The organism is Paenibacillus ottowii, assembly GCF_006874425.1.
GTDB classification, from domain to species: Bacteria; Bacillota; Bacilli; order Paenibacillales; family Paenibacillaceae; genus Paenibacillus; species Paenibacillus ottowii.
The window spans coordinates 160,192-181,182 of the sequence record NZ_VIJZ01000004.1 but is presented as its reverse complement, the minus strand read 5'-3'; the positions used below and the strand labels follow the sequence as shown (position 1 = coordinate 181,182).

Genomic DNA, 20,991 nt, shown 5'->3' with positions numbered 1-20,991 from the left:
ACTATAAAAATAGCGGATGACTCAAGTCATCCGCATAATCCCAATCTTTTCCCATATCAGAACCGATTTATTAAAATTATAAACGTAAAAAGTTCTTATTATTGGGACAAACGCAAGGCCAGTTCATAAAGCTCCATGTTGAAATCTTTTTTAGTACTTACAACCTTGCCAATATCTGTAGCTACCAGCTTGCCATCAATCATTCCGCAAGCTTTGTCAGATACACCTTCAATCAATTGGCGAACTGCAAAGTCACCCAAACGGCTTGCCAGGTTACGGTCAAATGCAGTTGGTGTACCTCCACGTTGAATGTGTCCAAGCACTGTAACACGAGGCTCATAATCTGGACAGTTTTCTTGGATTACTTTGGCTACTGTTTCGCCTTTGCCTACACCTTCAGCAACGATAATGATACTGTGGCGTTTGCCATGTTTAAAGTTTTGTTTCATCCGCTCAGATACTTCATTCAGGTCGAATTCTACCTCAGGTACCAAGATCGTTTCTGCACCGGAAGCCAGACCCGCATGGAGAGCAATATCGCCACAATGACGTCCCATAACTTCCACGATGGAAGAACGTTCATGGGAAGACATCGTATCACGCAGCTTGTTAATTGCGTCTACTACAATACTAACTGCTGTATCAAAACCAATAGTATAGTCTGTGAAGGAAATGTCGTTGTCAATTGTCCCTGGAAGACACATGGTTTTGATACCTTGCTTGGTCAGTTTGTTAGCCCCTTGGTAAGAACCGTCGCCACCAATGACGACTACGCCGTCAATTCCACGATTACGCAAAATTTCAGCGCCACGCTTCTGTCCTTCTTCTGTCGTAAATTCCAGGCATCTCGCAGATTGAAGTACAGTACCCCCACGTTGGATAATATCTCCGACGCTTCTCAGGTCCATCGGGAAAATATCATCGTTCAGCAGACCTTGATAGCCACGTTGAATCCCGAAGACTTCCAATCCGAAATACAAGCCGCTGCGCACAACGGCGCGAACTGCTGCGTTCATCCCTTGTGAATCTCCACCACTTGTTAATACTGCAATTTTCTTAACTGCTGTCATGAATTATGACCTCCTCAAAATAATCATATAAGCCTTCTTATCCATCGACTGTTTAATAGGAAAAACAGACGCATGAGCGGACTATTTTTCATTAAACGTCTCGAAACAGCGCGAACATCCTGCTGCTCATTAACTTTGGGGTCGGATAAATATAAAGCCAGCAATCCCTCGATTATCATCCGGTGAAAGGAGCTGGCAGGGACATCTGCAATATCAGCCCGCGCCCGATTCACTACGTAGGCGATCCGGTCCAGCATCATGTCGGTATCTTCATAATAATTGCAAAAGTTAAGATCTCCGCCCTTCCGGTCTTCGTCTTGATCGATTAGATAATCCAGCAAAATATGAAGACTGCACACATGTGGAAAATACGATGCATGTATTGAGGCAGCCCCCGCATCTGTGAGATGCCGGTCGCTGGCAGCAAGAAACAGCATAAAGACCCCCAGGGTTGAGCCAGTAGCCGCAGCAAACTCGTTCCAGCGCAGCTCGGGCGTACGGTCTTTATGAATCGACCACCAGTCCAAAAGCGCTTGTTCCCGCAGCTCGGGTTTAATATGCTTGTATACTTGCAAATCCGTGTATAATCGCGCCAAATCCTGAACGTAAGGCATTGCCGCCTCATAGCCCGGAAGCCTGCTTACACAAGACTGACAGGTTGTCACCAGCCCAGTCAAATAACCGCCATCCTCCTGCTCACGACGCAACTCATAATAATTCACTGGCCTAGCCGCCGGATTAACCGCATCCAGCATAGACTGATGCAGCAACCTAAAATCATCCGCGTCCATCGACGTACTGCGATCACACAGGTTGTCCAGATAATCGCTAATCGTCTGGTACGCCACAATCAACGGAATGAGTATCTGCCGGTCAGACATATTGGCTGCGGCATAAACCGCTCCCCCCACGCAGTGAAACGTCTTCTCTGCTATGCTCGCAAGCGCCTGGCTTCTCAGCTCAGGGTCCGGAATTTGCTCGGCCTTGCTCTTCCAGTTACTCAGTTCTCGTTTCGTTTCAGGGAGAATGTGCTTGTACATTCGGCTCATTAGACCTATGGGGCCTCTCGGTACTTGATAACGTCCTTGCTCATCATAACTCAAATGACGGTGCCTCCACATTGTTGTCTACGTAATTATACCTATCCAAACCATATTCATTATAATATGATCGACCTTTTAGCACAAATGAACAACCTCACTTTTTTCTTTTAATATTCAAGAAAAATGAGATATTGTAGTAGAAATGTCCTATCTATACCTTATCCTCTGCCAGCTTCACATCTTGCTTCCCCTCTCCCATGCTAGCCTGCTTCCATTTTCCGAAAACGTAATAAAAAATAACTGCTACGGCTGAAATTATAAATCCAACAGGGAAGCTCCACCATACAGCATCCAGACCATACTCGTCGACTAATGCATAGGCCAAAGGTATACGAATACCCCATAATGAAATAATGGTAATTAAAAGCGGTATCATTACAGAACCCGTAGATCGAACAACGCCTGTAATGACATTGGTAATACCGAATATTACAAAAGACCACAAAGTAATCAGATTAATATGCATTCCCAGCTCTAATGCCCCTCCTGTTGAAGGAAGAAACATCAGCAAGGCTTGACGGTTAAATACGTAAATGAATATGACTGCCCCACCAGTCAATACAAAATTATACACAATCCCAATCCAAGTTGTCCTGCGCACTCGATCCCAGCGCCCGGCACCGATATTTTGAGCGGCAAAGGAAGATACGGCTGCACCTAACGCCATAGCCGGCATCTGCACATAGCTGGATAAATTGTTGGCTGCTGTGTAGGCTGCCGCTGCAACTGTCCCGTAGCCGTTGATCAGATTCATTAAAGCAATCGCACTGGTGGAAACAGCAATCATTTGTAATCCCATTGGAACTCCCTTACGGATAAGGGTCCAAATAATCTTCCAATCAAATGTAAGCAAGTATAGCTCTGAAGATGTAATGCGCAAAAAATATTTTACACGATATAGGTAAATGAGAATCAACACAAAGCTGATCCCTTGGGCAATCAGGGTAGCTGCAGCAGAGCCTCCGATGCCCATAGCAGGAATCGGTCCCCATCCGAATATAAATAGCGGGTTGAGTAGCACATCCAGTACGACGGAAACGAGCAGGAAATAAAACGGTGTTTTGGAATCTCCAGCCCCCCTCATTACGGTCATGATGTAGTTATAGCCGTACAAAAAGGGCATACCTGCGAAAATAATGCGCGTATACGTGATCGCCATATCCACCGATTCGGCAGGGGTATTGAGCACATGAAGAATCCAAGGTGAGCCTACAAACCCAATAACACCTATAGCAACAGCGAGCACCAGGAAAAAGACAGCGCTTGTACCTACTACACGCTTCGTTTCTGCTATGTCACCCGCTCCGATATTTTGGCCGATCAGGATCGTAGCCGCCATGGTGACCCCAAAAATCGAGCTGATCAGAAAAAACATTATAATGTTTCCATTTGAAGCGGCAGTCAACGCAGCTTCTCCCAGAAACTTTCCAACCCAGATTGAATTAATCGTTCCATTCAAGGACTGCAAAATGTTTCCGAACAGCATCGGCAAAGAGAACATAAACAGCGTTTTGGCAATGGGACCTTCAATCAGGGAAGGCTTACGATGAGCCTCTGCTGCACTCATTTTCTCAACTCCTTCAAATTAAAATAACTCATACTTCGTTTTATTACGTATAATACCCTATTCCAATTCAACCTTCTCAAATGATAAATGTTTTTACGCAAAAAAGCGCAGTTCCTTAAATTTAAGGAACTGCGCTCTCAATTCATCGTTTAACCGTAATATATAAGACATCCGTAAAAACGGAACATTTCTTACAATTCAGTTACACTTACAGTTTGATTACGTTAGCTGCTTGTGGTCCACGGTTACCTTCAGTAATTTCGAATTCAACCTCTTGACCTTCTTCCAAAGTTTTGAAACCGTCGCCTTGGATTGCGGAGAAGTGTACAAATACATCCTCGCCACCCTCAACTTGAATGAAGCCATAACCTTTTTCTGCGTTAAACCATTTAACTGTACCTTTCAAGTGAACAACCTCCTAAAAATACCGCCATCTATGGCGAATATCCATATTATACTTCATGCTTTTTCACATTGCAATTGGTGTTTTTCCGGATTTTAGGGTCTGGAATGATTTGCTTTTGCGGCGGAAACTGCGGTATCATGAACCAAAACATCTATAAAATCGGAGACATGCATATGATGAAAAAACACGAAATATACAAAAAAGACAAGTGGAATATGATGACTGTCGAGGTGCAGGGCCGTTACATCGTTCTGCGGGAAATATCCGATGATTGGGGCGAGGAAGCCCATACATTTTTGAGCCGTCCAGCGCTGATGCATTGGGCCGAAAATCGTTTTCCCAAGCAGTCCTTTCAAGATAATGAGGAAGAATGGCAGCGGATCATGAACGCTTTCAAACAGGTATAGCCTATTCATGGTGTCCAACAGCTATCTCATCTTCATTATTCTGGCCTTCACGCTGGGCGGAGTGCTGATCATGAAGCGGGAAACGATACCGACTCCTCTCAAGAAGTGGATGGCCCTCACTGCCGTAATCATGATTTGCCTTGCCTTTTATCTTATTGTATACAGCTTATTAAATATAGGTTCCAACCCACAGTAGGAAAATTATACTTTCAGGGGCAAAAGGTCATACTATGGCATAACAAGCCATGGTATAAGGAGGATATGCCGTTACATGCATCCTGTAAAACCTCTTGCCCTGCTGCTCACGGCAAGCGTGGCGGTTTCTTCGTTTTGGCATCCGTCCCTTACCAACGCAGCCCTATCCCACATTACGTTCGATCAGAGGAGGCTCTCCATGAGTGAAATTGTAAAACGCGCTGATGCGCCAGTGGAAAATACATGGAAACTGGAAGACCTGTTCCCCAACCGCAAGGCATGGGATCAAGAATACGAAGAAGTCAAACAATTAGCTAAAAAGGCTGCTCAATTTCAGGGCAAGCTCAATTCAGCTGAAGCAATTGGCGACTGCTTTAAACTCGAAGATGAGCTATCGCTCAAAACTGAGCGTGTATATGTGTACGCCCATCTTCATCATGATGAAGATACGGCTGAACCTACATATCAAGGGCTTTCGCAAAAGGCCAAAAAGCTAGGCGTAGAAGTCAGCGAGTCTCTTTCGTTCGTCACACCTGAAATTTTGGCACTGCCGGATGAACAGCTTGATGCCTTTATTGCAGATCCGAAGCTTTCCGACTATAAGTTTACGCTTCAAGAGATGAAGCGGGAGAAAGCACATGTTCTAGGCAAAGCAGAAGAAGCCCTGCTCGCTCAGGTGGGCAATTTGGCTCAAGCCCCGCAAACAATTTTCGGCATGCTCAACAACGCGGATTTGAAGTTTCCAAAAATCAAGGATGAGCATGGCAAAGAGGTCGAGCTGACTCATGGCAGCTACATTCAATTTCTCGAAAGTCCACACCGCGAAGTACGTGAACGTGCTTTTAAAGCGGTATATGACACGTATGCCAAAAATAAAAATACGATTGCTTCTACATTGAGTGCCAATGTGAACAAAAATATTTTTTATTCTCGTGTTCGCAAATACCCTTCCGTACTGGAGATGTCACTATATGGTGATAATATTCCGAAGGAAGTGTATACGAACCTTATTGATACCATTCACGAAAGCTTGCCCCTGCTTCACCGTTATATTAAGTTGCGTAAAAAGTTGTTAGGTGTGGATGAGCTTCATATGTATGATTTATTCGCTCCACTTGTGGACGAATACAAGATGGACATTACGTATGAGGACGCCAAAAAGCAAACCAAAGAAGGTCTTAAGCCTCTGGGCGCGAACTATCTGGCTTCATTGCAAAAAGGCTATGACGAGCGCTGGATTGATGTATACGAAAATGAAAATAAGCGTACAGGCGCCTATAGCTGGGGAGCTTATGGCACCCATCCTTATGTTCTTCTGAACCATAAAAATAATCTGAACAGCATGTTCACGCTTGCGCATGAAATGGGGCATGCGCTGCATTCATACTATTCAGACAACGCATTGAAGTACCGGGATGCACAGTATACCATCTTCCTGGCTGAAGTGGCTTCCACTACTAACGAAGCTTTGCTGATGGATTACTTGCTGAACAAATCTACCGATCCAAAAGAGAAAATGTACCTCCTCACCTACTATGCGGACCAATTCCGGACAACGGTATTCCGTCAAACGATGTTTGCGGAATTCGAGAAGATTGTACATGAGCGTGCTGAACAGGGAGAATCCCTTACACCGCAGCTTTTATCGGAGATTTATTATGATCTGAATGTAAAATATCACGGGCCTGGCATGAAAGTAGACAAAGACATAGAAATGGAATGGGCACGAATCCCTCATTTTTATAACAGTTTTTATGTCTACAAATATGCTACTGGCTTCTCGGCCGCAACCAGTTTTTCAAAACAGATTCTGGAAGAAGGCCAGCCAGCTGTTGACCGTTACTTAGGCTTCCTAAAGAGCGGCGGCAGTGATTATTCAATCAATATTTTGAAGAAGGCTGGCGTTGACATGTCCTCACCACAGCCGATTCGCGAAGCGATGAGTGTATTTGAGGAAGTCATTACGGAAATGGAAAAGCTAACTGAAGGAAAGTAAAACCGTGCACACTTAGAATCCCGCATGAAAAAGATGCACGGATAAATCCCTTGTCCATGGCGGACAAGGGATTTTATAATGTAACGGGAGGAGGTGGCATTTTGAAAACACAATGGTCTTTGATCGCTGCACTTGTTATAGCTTTGTTAACAGCTGTTTTTGCTGTTATTAATGTCAATTCGGTTCAAGTGAACCTTCTGTTTAGCAGGGTTAGCATTCCTTTGATTCTGCTTATTCTCGGTTGCACTCTTCTGGGTGGACTTATTGTCGGTTCTTTCGGTATTTTCCGTCAATATAGACTTCAGAGAGAGATCAAACGTCTAACTAATCAGCTGCATACCCTACAAGAAGAGCACACAACCGCAGTGGAAGCATATGCAAATGTGTCCGATGACACGACTGGCACGTTGTCTACATCCGACCCAGGTATAGAGCAACCGTCCTCTAACCCCGATCGGTTGTCCAAATGAGGAGGAGCAACAAATGACAATTCAATTAAATGAACACTATATCATGAGCTTTTTGAATCAGCTGCTGAACACGCCTAGTCCTAGCGGGTACACACATCATGTAATGGAGCTAATTCGTAAGGAAGCCGAAAACCTAGGGGTACCCATTGAATGGAATGCTAAAGGCGGTGCTATCTTGACATTGGAAGGTCAAGAAAAGGAACGTACTGTAGCGCTCAGCGCGCATGTGGATACCTTGGGGGCGATGGTACGGTCGATTACAACGCAAGGAACCTTACGCCTGACATCTGTGGGCGGTTTCATGATGAACAGTATCGAGAACGAATACTGCCTTATTCATACCCGAAGCGGACAAACGTATACAGGCACGATCCTGTCAAGCCATCCATCCGTGCATGTCTATGATGATGCACGAAGCTATGAACGCAAGGAGAGCCATATGGAGGTACGGATTGACGAGCTTGTCGAGTCGAAGGAAGACGTGCTTCAGCTCGGTATTGCAGTGGGCGATTTTATTTCCTTCGATGCGCGCCCGGTCGTAACGCCTAGTGGATTTATCAAATCACGGCACTTGGATGATAAAGCTAGCGTAGCGGCACTGTTTGGTTTATTGGAATCGGCTGTACATGGGGGCTGGAAGCCTCGACATACCGTTAAATTGCTCATTTCCAACTATGAGGAAGTAGGGCACGGAGCGGCATACATACCGAAAGGAATCAATGAGCTGATTGCTGTCGACATGGGCTGCATAGGTGAGGATCTGAGCTGCAAGGAAACTGATGTTTCTATCTGCGCCAAAGATTCCTCTGGTCCTTATGACTATAATATGACGACCCGTCTGATTGAGCTGGCCAAGGAGCTGAATATTCCGTATGCGGTAGATATTTATCCGCATTATGGTTCGGACGCTTCGGCTGCGCTTAAAGCAGGCAATAACATTCGTGCTGCCCTGATTGGGCCTGGCGTACACGCCTCTCACGCAATGGAGCGCACGCATAAGCTGGCCGTAGTGAACACTGCCCGTCTGCTCGCGGCTTATGTCACAGCCTAATCACTTTACGCTGCATGGAAAACAGGTACACATACTTCTACAAAAAAGCAAGCCTCCATTCTAAATGGAGACTTGCTTTTGTATGGTTAAGATTTACTTTGTTCAATTTGCTCGGCTAGCTCATTCAAATAAGTCCAACGTTCCATTTGGTACTCCAGATGCTGTTCGGCCTGCGCTTGCTCAGCCATAAGCTCCTGCAACCGTGCCGAATCGCTGAAAGATTCCTCCATCTGTCGTTGAATGTCAGCCAATTTCTGTTCGGCTTGTTCAATCAGCTCATCAATCTGCTCATATTCCCGCTGTTCCTTAAAGGTAAATTTAAGCTTGGTTTTACCTGTCCCCTTGACTGATTCGGAAGAACCCGCAGACTTAAATGTAGAAGAGCGATTCGAGAAAGTCGTACCCGTCGAGTCAGATGCATTTGCAGAAGATGGAGCATTTTTACTGATCCATTCTGCATACTCGCTATAGTCGCCCACATGTATACGTACCTGCCCATTCCCTTCGAATGCGAGTATTTTGTCCACAGTCCGATCCAGGAAATAACGATCATGCGAAACGATAAAAACTACGCCCGGGAAGTCATCCAGATAATCTTCCAAAACAGACAGGGTCTGAATATCAAGATCATTTGTCGGTTCATCCAGTAAGAGTACATTCGGTGCGGACATTAAGACACGTAGCAGGTATAAGCGGCGTTTCTCGCCCCCGGACAGCCGAGAAATAACCGTCCATTGCGCGCTTGGAGCAAACAGAAAACGCTCCAGCATCTGCGCAGCTGTAATCGTCGATCCGTCGGCCGTACGAATCACTTCGGCTTCTTCCTTAATATATTCAATGACACGCAAGGATTCGTTCATTTCCTGATGTTCTTGAGTAAAGTAACCAAGCTTCACAGTCGGTCCCAGTACAACACTCCCGGAATCGGGTTCTACACGCTGGGCAATCATTTGAAGCAGAGTGGATTTTCCACTACCGTTAGGCCCCAGAATGCCCACGCGATCACCAGGAACCGCAATGTAACTCAAATCCTGAATCAGCTGACGGGCATCTACCGATTTGGACAGGTGCTCAATCTCCAATATCTTTTTACCCAGACGTGTGGAAGCGACGGACATATCTACAGATCCAGAACGAGCTTCCGGTTGCTGATCCTTAAGCTGCTCATATCGATCAATACGCGCTTTCTGCTTGGTCGAACGAGCCTTTGCTCCTCGGCGAATCCAGGCCAGCTCATTACGCAGCAGGTTCTTCCTTTTCTGCTCCGAAGACGCTTCCCGTTCCTCGCGTTCTGCCTTCAGTTCCAGAAACCGAGTATAGTTAGCCTCATAACGGAACAGGCGACCATGATCCAGCTCTAACATGACATTAGCAACTCTATCTAGAAAATAGCGATCATGCGTGATCATTAACAACGCACCGCGTCTTTTTTGCAAATATTGCTCCAACCACGCAACGGACTCATTATCAATATGGTTGGTAGGCTCGTCCAGAATGAGCAGCTCACAGGGCTGGATCAGAGCCGCAGCCAAAGCAACCCGTTTACGCTGTCCCCCGGAGAGAACGCCCATACGAGACTCAAACTGGGTGATCCCCAGTCGGGTTAGTATATTTTTAGCCTCACTCTCCAGCTGCCATGCTTGGAACGTATCCATCTGCTGACTTGCTCGCAACAGGCGGCTTTGGAGCTCCTCGCTCCCCGGATTCAATTCCAGTAATTCCATGGTTTCCGTATATTCTCGCACTGCTTTCATTTCAGGCTGGTTGCCATGGAAAATATGCTGGAGTACCTTCATCTCGGGATCAAACTCCGGATTTTGTGCCAGATACTGAATTCGCACATCGTTGTTTACTGCAATATTGCCATCGTCTGGTGGCTCCAAGCCGGAGATTACACGTAAAAACGTCGATTTTCCGGTACCATTTACTCCAACAACCCCTATTTTGTCACGCTCATCCATACCAAAGGAAACATCCTCGAACAACATTTTCTCGCCATAGCTTTTTGTTATATGTTCAACGGTCATAATATTCATTACAGATTCCCTACTCTTCCCCGAATTTGTGATGCATCTTGTTTATTTTAACACAGACACAGCCAATGATTAAAAAAACCGTTAGCTGAACAAGCCAGTACGGTTTTTAGGAACAACATGTCATGATTTTTGGATTCCGGCTTCACAGCCATGCATAAATAAGTTAGCTGCCAATGCAGCTGTCTGATCGACGTCACCTTCACGGAAATCTGGATTCAACAAAATATCCATTTTTAAGCGTTCGAGCATACCAATGAATGCCTTTGCATGAAATTCGGGCTGCGGCACACCCGCTGACGCCAGTTTATTTTTGACCAGATCGGTATAATCTTGAATAAATCCCCGCATGAACTCCATGAGATCAGGGTCACTATTGGGAGTCATAAAAAATAATTTAGTATGCTGCTTGCGTTGGTAATAATAATGAAGATGCAAATGGGCCATTCGCAGCAGTCCCTCTCCCAAAGTACGATTGACCAATGCACCTTGCATTTCGGATAGATATTGTTCGCAATCTCTACGAGTGACTGCTGTAAATAGCTGCTCTTTACTTTTAAAGTACAAATATACCGTGCCTTTAGCCACACCCGCTTGTTCTGCAATTTCGGAAATTTTGCTTTCATAAAAACCTTTGGTGCCGAAGACAGTGTAAGCGGCGTCTATAATAGCTTCATATTTATCTCCGTGCATATCCCCCATCTTTGCACCTCCTGAAACCATGATTGAAGCACGCAGTTATTTCCTAAAACAGATCTTCAAGCCCATGTTCAGAGTATAAAGAAAATGCCTACAAGAGCGACCAATCCTCCGAAAATAGAGCTAATGCTATTCACCCGATCATTGCTCATCCAATGCCAGCCTCGCAGATAGACTGTCGTTTGTCCACAATGCGAGTCTACTTCAACTTCCCGTTTGCAAACTGGGCAGAAGCGCATCAATTGCACCGTAGCACCAAGATAGGAATCGGCAAAGGCTCCGGCAACGCCGGATATTCCCCCAATCAGTGCCCACAGCCATAACGGCAATGCCGGCATTTCTACGGCGTGTCCAAAGCCCCAGGCGCCTATTCCGATCAGTATGCCACCGACCAGGGCCGCAGCCGTTCCCAATACAGATACTCCTCCTGAGGTTCCTGGTACCAGTACCTTCCCGGTAAGCACTGAACGGGGCGGCTTACGACTCAGGCTTCCAAATTCCGTTGCCCACGTATCGGATGTGACCGTAGCCATAACACCGACAAATGCCAGTTGCCAGGCAACATGAGGCCATATCGCATAACCTAGGCATAGCAGCATGCCTAATCCTCCATTGGCCCACACTTGCCCTGCATCTCGATTGCCTGTTTTGGCATACGATTTTTCGAGCTCAGCCTTGCGCTCCTTTTTGAACTTCGACAATAAGGTGGATGTGATAAAAAATAAGAGCAATGTTCCAAACCAAAACAGGTTGCCCGCTCCATAATACACCGTTCCCATCAGTACAGCTGCAGCAAAGCCGGATAAGGTTAAGGATTTTTTATAAAATGCAGCCCCCGCCACCACAGCAGCAGAAAGCAATCCGATGATCCAATCCATGATATACCCCCGCTTTTGAGATGAATCTCTATTTTTCGCTTATCGTTCTGTATAACATTGTACAATGCTGTACGCTTATATAAAAGCCGTGTCCCATGCTTTCGCACAGAACACGGCCTTCACAAGGCTTGCCTGCGGGAGTTACTTATACCTCCAACCACCAAGAACATGTTTTTTAAATCCTCTTCGTTAATGCCGGCTGTAGATTTAGCCGATGGTAAAGCTCCCCTGACGGTCACTCCCCCAATAAAGCTCAAAGTGGTCCCCGCTCGCAGTAGGCCCTACACCCGCTGGAGTGCCTGTAAAAATAATATCCCCCTCACCCAGTCCATAATGAGTCGCTATATATTCAACGATGTGCTGGATGGAGAAGATCATATCTTTGACATGCCCACGCTGCACCTCTTGTCCATTTTTGAACAAGGAAAAATCCTGCTGTTCCAGCATGTCCAAGCTCTCTAAAGGCAAGAACGGTGTCACAGGTGCAGACGATTTAAAGCCTTTGGCAGCAGTCCATGGATGACCTTTTTTCTTAAGCGTACTTTGTACATCCCGCAGGGTAAAATCAATCCCCAATGCAAAAGCGTTCAGACACGCATCTGCGGTCATGCCTGGTTCGTAGTTACGTCCCACAGCGACAACCAGTTCAGTTTCAAAATGAATATCTCCCTTACCTTGAGGAAGCTCCAGCGTAGCACCATCCAGCGGCACAACTGCATGAGATGGCTTCAAGAAAATCATCGGTTCCGTGGGAACATCATTTCCCAGTTCCTCTGCATGCAACCTATAGTTGCGTCCGACACAATAAACATTACGAATTTCCACGCTCATTATGATCCGTCACCCTTCCGCGTATGTAGTCCAATTGATTAACGAATAAGTTTACGTATATAGTGCCATATCCGGGGCTTGGAAAGCAAAAAAACCTGCTCCCAGCGATCCGGCCAGTTGGTACAAATCATCAATTCAGGATGCAATGAGGACAATCTCCGCATGATACGCCGGTCATCCACCGTCCACGCCATGACCGTAATACCGCGTGAGGCTAAATCTTTCAAAAGCTTTCGGTCCAACCGTGGATAGCCCATAGATAAAAAAGAACATTGCAGATTTTCTAATTGCTTTGCCAAATCGTCTGGACGCGCATCAATAATCAGTCCAGTACGGATGTCAGGTGCCAGCTCTTTTGCTCGGCGCAGTGCCGTACGCTCAAAAGAGGTTAAGACCACCTCGCCCTCCATCCCTCTCATCACAATTTCACGAAGGACGGCTTTTTCTAGTCCCGGATACATATCACCAGCAGTTTTAAGCTCAATATTGAGCGATACACGTCCCTTGCATAAATCAAGCACTTGGGCGAGGGAAGGAACAGGTTCCCCGTGATATTGTTCATGTTTCCAGCTACCTGCGTCAAGTCGTTGCAAGTCTTTCCAATCTGTATCCTTTACTCGTCCCATACCGTTCGTCGTTCGCTCCAGGGTAAAGTCATGAATGACCACCGGAACACCGTCCTTTGATAGCTGTACATCCAGTTCAATCCAGTGCACAAAAGGCTGCTCCAGCGCAAGCTTAAAGGCTGCTATCGTGTTTTCAGGAGCAACCCCTGAGAAACCACGGTGTGCCACGCACAAATGATCCATCCCGCTATGACCTCCCTCCACAAAGGAGTATCTTATACGATCGTTTTGTCCATACTCCTATTAACCATTGCTTGCTTACATCTACTGAGTGCTTACCGTCCCATCCACACCTACCGAGATATGTTTTGGTGACAGTGCCGCTACTCTCTGCAAGATTTTGCTGGCCTCTGCATCTTTCAATGGGATCGGCTGACCTAGCTCCGCTCGGTAAGGGGTTAGCTTCATCTTACAAGCCCCGTTGCGGGTACAGGTGGCCTGAAATATCGCTGTATCCCAAGTGGCTGGTACCGTTGATTTAGAAAAAATGAAATTGCCTGTGCTGTATGCAATCCATTTGCCTTTATAGTGCTCCATCCCTTGCAGCACATGAGGATGCCCGCCAACGACAAGATCGGCCCCGGCGTCAATAAAAGCGTGTGATAACTCGGTTTGATGAGGTTCAAGCGCCGTAGCCCGCTCCTTGCCCCAATGGGCAATCACAATGACCAAATCAGCCTGATTTCGTGCCTCTCGAATGGAATTTACGATAGCGGTCGAATCATAGGCCCCTGCTACACCAGGCTGTTTGGCACCCGCATTCCAGTTGGCTTCAGGCATAACACGTGTAGCCCCTAACAACGCAATTTTAATCCCATTGCGTTCAAAATAATGCGGTGCATACGCTTCTTGTGCATTGCGTCCGGCTCCAGCATGAGCTATACCTTTTTCATCCAAATATTTCAGGGTATCCAGTAATCCGCTCGTCCCCTGATCCAAAATATGATTGTTGGCCAAATTTACAGCATCGATCCCTGCCGCCGCCATTGCAGTTAGCGCCTTAGGCGAAGATTTATACACATACGTTTTATTTAACGCACTGACGCCATTAGTAGTCACCGGTGTTTCCAGATTGGCAATCGTCAGATCGTCTTTATGAAACATACTCCCGAGATATTGGTATGGAAAATCATATCCCTTCTGCTCAAGCCTCTGCTCAACCTTACCTGAAAACTGCACATCACCTATGAAGTGAAGTGTAACTGCTGGGGATTTTGCATCGTCCGTGTTCGGTGGTTTGACGTCCTCCGCTCCTCTCTTCTCGACGGGTGTATCATCATCGTTGTTTACATCCTTATTGGACGAATTCTCCTGTGCGTGCCCCTCTTTTTCCGGTGATGAGTTTGTTTCTAAAGAGCTACCTTCAGAGGCATTCGTGTCGGGGGTAGTCACAGGACGACTGTTTGTGTCTGGAATAGTCGATTGCTTCGTTTCATTCACATTTTCACTAACTAAGGGAATAGAGTTCTTATCATCATTAGCAGATTCCGTATGGGTGTTCTTTTTAGTTTGCGAATACTCGGCGTTGTCCGCAAGAGAACCACTACTATCGCGTTCAAATATGTAATAATAACCGAAAAGACCTACAATCATGAACAGCAGGACCAGATTCGTAATGATCCATGCCTTGCCTATTTTTGGTTTTCTTGTTCTCTTCCGACCTTCATTTCTCTGTGACCTGGGAGGGTACATTCTTCACTCCTTCTATGCTTTTCCATATGCATGCATTCCTTATTAGCTGGCGAATTTTACACCTTCTCCATTATATATCAGATTTCAATCTAAATAGAACCCCTCGCCTGAATCGCGAAGGGTTCATCACTTAAGATTTACACCTGTACCTTGACGGCTTCCTGCTGTGCCGCTTGAACAGCATTGGAGGCCCATTCCTTGGCCTGACGAATGCAGTCCGGCAAACCGATCGCATCATAGCCAGCGCCTAAAACGTACACCCCTGGCATCGCACTGCGTAGCTCTTCCCGCAGATCAGCTATAGCCTGAGGGTGCCCCACCGGATATTGCGGCATGGAGTTACGAAGACGGGTAATCTCCGTGAACAGCGGAGTTGCTGTAACTCCCATCATCTCTTTCAAATCCTTACGTACCACCGCAATCAGCTCATTATCCGGTAATTCTACTGTTTCCTCAGCTCCTGCACGCCCTACATAACAACGCAACAGTACCTTATCGTCCGGGCTGGTATGTAGCCACTTGGCGGACGTCCACGTACATGCGGTCACGCTGCGACCTTCCTTGCGAGGAACCAGAAAACCGGAGCCATCAAAAACGTTCTCAATATCTGTTTTATCAAAGGCCATGACTACGTTCGCTACGGATACATATTTTACAGCTTCCAGTGCAGCCACATTTATATGCTCTCGCAATAGCGGGGCAGCAGCGAAGTTAGGAGTCGTTATAAAAATATCGTCTGCCTCCAGCGTCTCCCCGTTGTCCAACATCACACGATAGGGACTTTCTTCACGTCCCGCCGTCTTTGTGAATTGTGTAACAGCAATTCCGGTGCGTAAATCACAGTCATACAAGTCATTCAGCAATGCATGCACCAAACTTTGCAAGCCTTGACGGAAAGTCAAAAAGGCGCTTTTCTTCGTACCTGTATGCGTTTCAGTTGGCTTCCGCCCTGTCCTCATCCCGTGAATGAGGCTTCCGTATTGCTGCTCCACCTCAGCAAACTGTGGAAAAGTAGCCTGCAAACTTAGCGTCTTCATGTTGGCAGCATAGATTCCCGCCAGCAGTGGCTCAGTTACATTTTCCAGCACTTCTTTGCCCAGTCGGCGTTCAATAAAATCACCCAGCGCCTCATCTCCAGGTTCACGTCGAGGCGGAATAACAAAATCCATCATAGCCCGCATTTTTCCACCTAAAGAGATTAAACCACTACGTAAAAATGGTTTCAGCTCTGTTGGAATGCCCAGCACCAGCCCAGGAGGCATCGGATGAAGCTGACCTTCATGCAAAATATATGTCTTTTTAGCCTCAGGGTTTGTGCTTACCAGTTCATGATCCAGCTCCAGCTCTTTGGCCAGGTCAATCATGGCCGTTTTACGGGCCAGAAAAGAATCTGGCCCCTTTTCAATGACAAAGCCATCTTTGTGCAATGTTTCAATTTTGCCGCCCAGTACAGGGGCTTTCTCCACCAGCGTAATTCGAGGTGTATAGCCGGCTTCTTTATACATTTTCCGTGCATAAAAAGCAGTGCTAAGCCCGGTCAGGCCTCCGCCTACAATTACAATATTTCGTACTTTTTGCTCCATTATGTCCTCATCCCTTTTTCAATTGGTCTATGATGACATCACTAAGCGTCTCCATATAAAGTGGGTCACTGTTAAGTGAATCAATACGCTGAAAACGCATATCCAATTCGTTCGCCAAAGCCTGTGCTTCAATATCCAGATCGTATAACACCTCTAAGTGATCAGAAACAAAGCCGACTGGCGCAGCCAGCACATACTCCACTTGCTCTTCCTTAAGACTATGCATGGTATCCAAAATATCTGGTCCCAGCCATGGCTCTGCTGTGCGACCGGCACTTTGCCACGTAAACTGCCAGTTGGTAATTCCCGCCTTATCCGCAACAGCCTGCGAAGTAGCCATTAATTGCTCCACATAAGGATCGCCCATAGCCAAAATCCGCTCAGGCAAGCTGTGCGCGCTGAACAGAACACGAACCTCGTCCCGCTTGGCTCCAGCTTCTTCGAAAAGCGCCAGTTTTGCGTTTACACGCTCAGTCAGCGTCTTGATCAGCTTTGGATGGAGATGATAGCTCTCCACAAATGATATCGCCAGACCCAATTCCTGTGCCTTAGCCTGCGCACGCTTGATATAAGTACCTACACTCATAACGGAATAATGCGGAGCCAGCACAACACCCACTGCCGTACGAATGCCGTCTTGTACCATTGCTGCGACACCGTCCTCAATAAACGGCTTGGCGTGTTTGAGCCCCTGATAACAGACAAATTCTATGTCCGGGTTGCGATTTTCCCGATTCAAGGTTTCCTGCAGGTTGTGAACCTGTCGATCTGTATTTTGACGCAATGGAAACACGCCGCCCACAATGGCTTCGTAGCGATCTTTTAGTTCCTTTAACTGCTCCGGTGAGGGAGCATGACCACGGCGAATATGTGTATAATACGCTTCAACCTGATCCAGACTCTCCGGCGTCCCGTAGGACATGACCAGTACACCCACTTTGGTTTTCATTAGCAGATCCCTCTTATCTTTTCTAGTTGTATTAATTTTTTGACAAAACAGAACGAGAATACTCGTGTACATAATGGGTAAGCTCTCTTAGCTTATCTAGCGAGGCTTCCGGAAATAAACCGTGACCGAGATTAAAAATGTAGCCAGGCTCCAGAATGCCTTCATCTACGATCGTTTTTGCATACTGCTTGATCACATCCATCGGGGCAGTAAGCACATACGGGTCCAGGTTCCCCTGCACACCAAAACGGTTCCCCAGGCGACGACGGCCTTCAGGAATACTTACCCGCCAGTCCAGTCCAATCACATCGGCTTTTACCCCGCTCAAATGCGGAAGCAATTCACCGGAGCTTACACCCGGAAAATAAATTTTAGGCACATTCAGATCAGATAACTCATGGAAAATACGCACAATAGTCGGCAATACAAAAGTTTGAAAATCATAAGGCGAAAGTGCACCTACCCAGCTATCAAACAATTGAAAAGCTTTACCACCGTTAGCGATATGGGCCCGTACATATGTAATAACCATATCTCCCAATTTACCCATCAGACGATGCCACAGTTCAGGCTCTCCATACATCATCGCTTTGGTACGAATATATCCCTTGGAGGGTCTTCCTTCTATTAAATAGCTGGCAATAGTAAAAGGCGCTCCAGCAAATGTGATCAATGGTACGTTCAGCTCACGGTCTAAAATACGGATCGTTTCTAAAATATGACCCAAATCACGTTCCACATCAATCGGACGCAAGTTGTCTACGTCTGCCGCTGAACGGATCGGATTATCAATAACCGGGCCAATATTTTTGACAATATCAAAATCAACCCCTAGCGAGGCTACCGGATTCATAATATCGGAATATAAAATTGCAGCGTCTACCCCCAGCTTGCGCACGGGCATCAACGTCACTTCTGCGGCCAACTCGGGCTGACGACATATTTCAAGCAGCGTGTATTTTTCTTTAATTTTGCGATACTCAGGGTCATACCTTCCGGCCTGCCGCATGTACCATACGGGAATATGATCCACAGCCTGCTTGCGGCAAGCGCGGATAAAAGTATCATTGTAGGTCATGACTTCAGCCTCCAGTTCGAATCATAAATACTATATTTTAATTATGCCCTTTTTCAAGAGTCGTAACAACCGCCGCTCTCAAACAAACCATGACAAACCCATGACATTTGGATAAAGTTTCGATGAAGTGTGCTATACTAGAGAAATGGCTTTTTTAAAGCTCCGGGAAAGTTATACATTAATAAGTACCTTTACAACAGGATGAGAATGGCAGAAAGGAAGTGAAAGCACATTGAAAACGTGGGAGACGTGGAAAATCAATCTCATTGTGCTTTGGTTTGGTCAGTTTCTGGTCAATGCGGGTATTACAATGATTACTCCGTTCCTTGCTCTGTATCTGGCTCAGGACCTCCATGTGAAGGGCGAGCACGATATAGGTCTGTGGGCAGGAGTTATTTTTGCTGCTAACTTTTTGACCTCGTTTATATTCCAGCCATTATGGGGCAAGCTGGCCGACCGATATGGACGCAAAGTCATGCTGCTTCGCTCAGGCTTCGGCATGGCTCTGGTCGTCGGGTGTATGGGTTTGGTCACCCATCCATGGCAATTGCTGGCGCTTCGCCTGCTAAACGGTACAATATCGGGTTTCAATCCGGCATCTATTTCCCTAGTTTCGGGCACCACTCCCAAAGAGCGAACCGGATTTGCTATGGGGATTATGCAATCCGGTCAAATGGCTGGCACAATTCTCGGCCCACTGCTAGGCGGATTTTTGGCTGACTGGGTCGGATTCAGACCGATCTTTTACATTACAGGATCTCTTATTTTTCTAGCCTCTCTCATGGCAATGTTTTTGGTTAAGGAGAATTTCAGCAAAGCGGAAGCCGCACGGACTCCACAAATTTCGGTTCTTGCCGGATTAAAGGAGCTAAGCCATACGCCTCAGCTTCCGGCTTTGTTCACCGTGACGTTCTTACTCCAATTTGCCATGATCAGTACAGTTTCTTTGCTACCTTTGTACGTGCAAAAGCTATATGGCTCCGCAGAAGGAATCGCACTGGTTGCAGGGTTCGTTACCGCTATTACAGGCGTATCCAATATGGTAGCCGCACCACTTCTCGGACGATTAAGTGACAAAATAGGGGCACACAAAATTTTGACCATCTCACTGCTCGGAACGGCGGTTATGCTCATTCCGCAGGCTTTTGTCAATGAAGTATGGCAGCTTGTCATTATTCGTTTTTTTATGGGTGTATTTATGGGCGGTTTGCTACCCAGCGTAAATGCGCTGATTCGCACGTATACACCGGAAGGAATGGAAAGCCGCTCTTTCGGATTCAATACGAGTTCGCTGGCGCTCGGAAATATGCTGGGTGCGGTCATTGGCGGAGTGCTTTCCGGATTTATCGGCATCGAAGGACTGTTCATCATGTCTGGTGTTCTGCTGATCGTCAACATAATCTGGGTACGTATGAAGCTTTACGATCGTAAGGCTACGCCTCATTTCAGGTAAGACAACCTTTGGGTAGGATAGCCGCCTTAACAGACAAGAACCTCCGCTCCACGCTACTGTGGATAAGGAGGTTCTTTTGGTATAGATACACTTTAGAGACTCTCGTCACTTTACTCGCGCCAACGCCAAACCATCATAAGCTGGCAAAAGCGTGCTGACCAACCGCGGGTCCGTTGCTATCGTTTCGTTAAAACGTCTCACAGCCTGTACGGCAGGTCCATTCTTGTCTATGTTTAGTGTCCGTCCCCGCAGAAAACAATTATCTCCAGCAATAATAGCACCTGGATTGGCCAGTGCGATCGCATATTCCAGATACACCGGGTAATTTTCCTTATCCGCATCAATGAAGAAAAAATCAAAAGTTCTTCCCTCTTCCTGAAGTTTCTTCAGGCTGTCTGCTGCGTGTCCGATACGATACTCGACACAATCACCGTAGCCGTTGTTTGTCATATGTTGATGTGCCAGCGCTGCGTAGGCCTCTTTTAGCTCCAGGGACACAATGCGCCCCTTCTCTCCCAGCCCACGGGCCAGACATACTCCACTGTATCCGCCCAATGCTCCGATCTCCAGTACCTGCTGTGCCCCAGAAACTTCGATTAGAAAGGTCAATAGCTTCCCATAGGGATGGGCAACCGAGACTTCAGGCATACCTTTTTCAACAATAGCCTCCCTAATGCCGCGCAACGCCTCATCCTCTTGTACCAGCTGGTCTACATATTGTTCAGGCGTCATATTGGGTGTAATTTCCACGTTTCATCTCTCCTTCTTCTTCTATCATAACGCAGGTCGGACGCGATGTCCTTCGTAAATTATTTACCTTAACGATTTGTCTCTTCGAGTACAATGACCTATACTATAAGGATTGAACCAAGCTTACATGATTATGAGACGGAGTGAATACGTT

At 46.5% G+C, this 20,991-nt stretch carries 20 protein-coding genes; 6 read left to right on the top strand and 14 right to left on the bottom strand.

Annotated features, from left to right (window positions below):
- Nucleotides 1-98 precede the first annotated feature (98 nt).
- From pfkA to FKV70_RS10920, 4 genes are all read right to left on the bottom strand, one after another.
- Nucleotides 99-1,070 carry a 6-phosphofructokinase gene (pfkA, locus tag FKV70_RS10935; RefSeq protein ID WP_063213030.1) on the bottom strand — a complete coding sequence of 324 codons (972 nt, stop codon included), beginning with the start codon at nucleotides 1,068-1,070 and terminating at the stop codon, nucleotides 99-101.
- 23 nt (nucleotides 1,071-1,093) lie between these two features.
- On the bottom strand, nucleotides 1,094-2,173 hold the full coding sequence (locus FKV70_RS10930; RefSeq protein WP_142612851.1) for a tetraprenyl-beta-curcumene synthase family protein: 1,080 nt from the start codon (nucleotides 2,171-2,173) through the stop codon (nucleotides 1,094-1,096).
- 151 nt (nucleotides 2,174-2,324) lie between these two features.
- On the bottom strand, nucleotides 2,325-3,740 hold the full coding sequence (locus tag FKV70_RS10925; protein ID WP_142612850.1) for an MATE family efflux transporter: 1,416 nt from the start codon (nucleotides 3,738-3,740) through the stop codon (nucleotides 2,325-2,327).
- A gap of 208 nt (nucleotides 3,741-3,948) precedes the next feature.
- The gene (locus FKV70_RS10920; RefSeq protein ID WP_013370483.1) at nucleotides 3,949-4,146 is read right to left on the bottom strand and encodes a cold shock domain-containing protein; all 198 of its coding nucleotides are present in this window, start codon (nucleotides 4,144-4,146) and stop codon (nucleotides 3,949-3,951) included.
- Between the two features lie 173 nt (nucleotides 4,147-4,319).
- Here FKV70_RS10920 and FKV70_RS10915 point away from each other — a divergent pair, with 173 nt between their 5' ends.
- The 5 genes from FKV70_RS10915 (at nucleotide 4,320) to FKV70_RS10895 (ending at nucleotide 8,265) form a co-directional block, all read left to right on the top strand.
- Nucleotides 4,320-4,553, top strand: coding sequence for a hypothetical protein (locus FKV70_RS10915; RefSeq protein ID WP_014599632.1), 234 nt, complete (start codon nucleotides 4,320-4,322; stop codon nucleotides 4,551-4,553).
- 7 nt (nucleotides 4,554-4,560) lie between these two features.
- A complete protein-coding gene (locus tag FKV70_RS10910) occupies nucleotides 4,561-4,749 on the top strand; it encodes a hypothetical protein (RefSeq protein WP_016819720.1) in 189 nt (62 codons plus the stop codon).
- A 198-nt stretch (nucleotides 4,750-4,947) separates the two neighbouring features.
- Complete coding sequence (pepF, locus tag FKV70_RS10905) at nucleotides 4,948-6,744, top strand: oligoendopeptidase F (RefSeq protein ID WP_142613102.1); 1,797 nt, start codon at nucleotides 4,948-4,950, stop codon at nucleotides 6,742-6,744.
- Between the two features lie 56 nt (nucleotides 6,745-6,800).
- The gene (locus tag FKV70_RS10900; RefSeq protein WP_063213034.1) at nucleotides 6,801-7,214 is read left to right on the top strand and encodes a LapA family protein; all 414 of its coding nucleotides are present in this window, start codon (nucleotides 6,801-6,803) and stop codon (nucleotides 7,212-7,214) included.
- A 13-nt stretch (nucleotides 7,215-7,227) separates the two neighbouring features.
- The gene (locus FKV70_RS10895) at nucleotides 7,228-8,265 is read left to right on the top strand and encodes a M42 family metallopeptidase (RefSeq protein ID WP_142612849.1); all 1,038 of its coding nucleotides are present in this window, start codon (nucleotides 7,228-7,230) and stop codon (nucleotides 8,263-8,265) included.
- Nucleotides 8,266-8,351: 86 nt separating this feature from the next.
- Here FKV70_RS10895 and FKV70_RS10890 read toward each other — a convergent pair whose 3' ends face one another.
- From FKV70_RS10890 to hemE, 9 genes are all read right to left on the bottom strand, one after another.
- Nucleotides 8,352-10,301 carry an ABC-F family ATP-binding cassette domain-containing protein gene (locus FKV70_RS10890; protein ID WP_142612848.1) on the bottom strand — a complete coding sequence of 650 codons (1,950 nt, stop codon included), beginning with the start codon at nucleotides 10,299-10,301 and terminating at the stop codon, nucleotides 8,352-8,354.
- A 120-nt stretch (nucleotides 10,302-10,421) separates the two neighbouring features.
- Complete coding sequence (locus tag FKV70_RS10885) at nucleotides 10,422-11,000, bottom strand: TetR/AcrR family transcriptional regulator (protein ID WP_142612847.1); 579 nt, start codon at nucleotides 10,998-11,000, stop codon at nucleotides 10,422-10,424.
- Nucleotides 11,001-11,068: 68 nt separating this feature from the next.
- Entirely contained in the window at nucleotides 11,069-11,875 is an 807-nt protein-coding gene (locus tag FKV70_RS10880; protein WP_142612846.1) for a DUF92 domain-containing protein, read from the bottom strand.
- A 207-nt stretch (nucleotides 11,876-12,082) separates the two neighbouring features.
- Nucleotides 12,083-12,706, bottom strand: coding sequence for a fumarylacetoacetate hydrolase family protein (locus FKV70_RS10875; protein ID WP_142612845.1), 624 nt, complete (start codon nucleotides 12,704-12,706; stop codon nucleotides 12,083-12,085).
- A 38-nt stretch (nucleotides 12,707-12,744) separates the two neighbouring features.
- Complete coding sequence (locus FKV70_RS10870) at nucleotides 12,745-13,515, bottom strand: glycerophosphodiester phosphodiesterase (RefSeq protein WP_064796162.1); 771 nt, start codon at nucleotides 13,513-13,515, stop codon at nucleotides 12,745-12,747.
- 81 nt (nucleotides 13,516-13,596) lie between these two features.
- Nucleotides 13,597-15,024, bottom strand: coding sequence for a CapA family protein (locus FKV70_RS10865; protein WP_142612844.1), 1,428 nt, complete (start codon nucleotides 15,022-15,024; stop codon nucleotides 13,597-13,599).
- Nucleotides 15,025-15,161: 137 nt separating this feature from the next.
- Nucleotides 15,162-16,607, bottom strand: a complete 1,446-nt coding sequence (gene hemY, locus FKV70_RS10860) for a protoporphyrinogen oxidase (RefSeq protein WP_142612843.1) — start codon at nucleotides 16,605-16,607, stop codon at nucleotides 15,162-15,164.
- Between the two features lie 7 nt (nucleotides 16,608-16,614).
- Entirely contained in the window at nucleotides 16,615-17,556 is a 942-nt protein-coding gene (gene hemH / locus FKV70_RS10855; protein WP_063213043.1) for a ferrochelatase, read from the bottom strand.
- A gap of 31 nt (nucleotides 17,557-17,587) precedes the next feature.
- Complete coding sequence (gene hemE / locus FKV70_RS10850) at nucleotides 17,588-18,634, bottom strand: uroporphyrinogen decarboxylase (RefSeq protein WP_142612842.1); 1,047 nt, start codon at nucleotides 18,632-18,634, stop codon at nucleotides 17,588-17,590.
- 232 nt (nucleotides 18,635-18,866) lie between these two features.
- Between hemE and FKV70_RS10845 the strand changes: the two genes are divergently transcribed.
- Complete coding sequence (locus tag FKV70_RS10845; protein WP_063213045.1) at nucleotides 18,867-20,087, top strand: MFS transporter; 1,221 nt, start codon at nucleotides 18,867-18,869, stop codon at nucleotides 20,085-20,087.
- 105 nt (nucleotides 20,088-20,192) lie between these two features.
- Here the strand turns inward: FKV70_RS10845 and FKV70_RS10840 are convergent, their stop codons facing one another.
- Entirely contained in the window at nucleotides 20,193-20,837 is a 645-nt protein-coding gene (locus FKV70_RS10840; RefSeq protein ID WP_142612841.1) for an O-methyltransferase, read from the bottom strand.
- Nucleotides 20,838-20,991 lie beyond the last annotated feature (154 nt).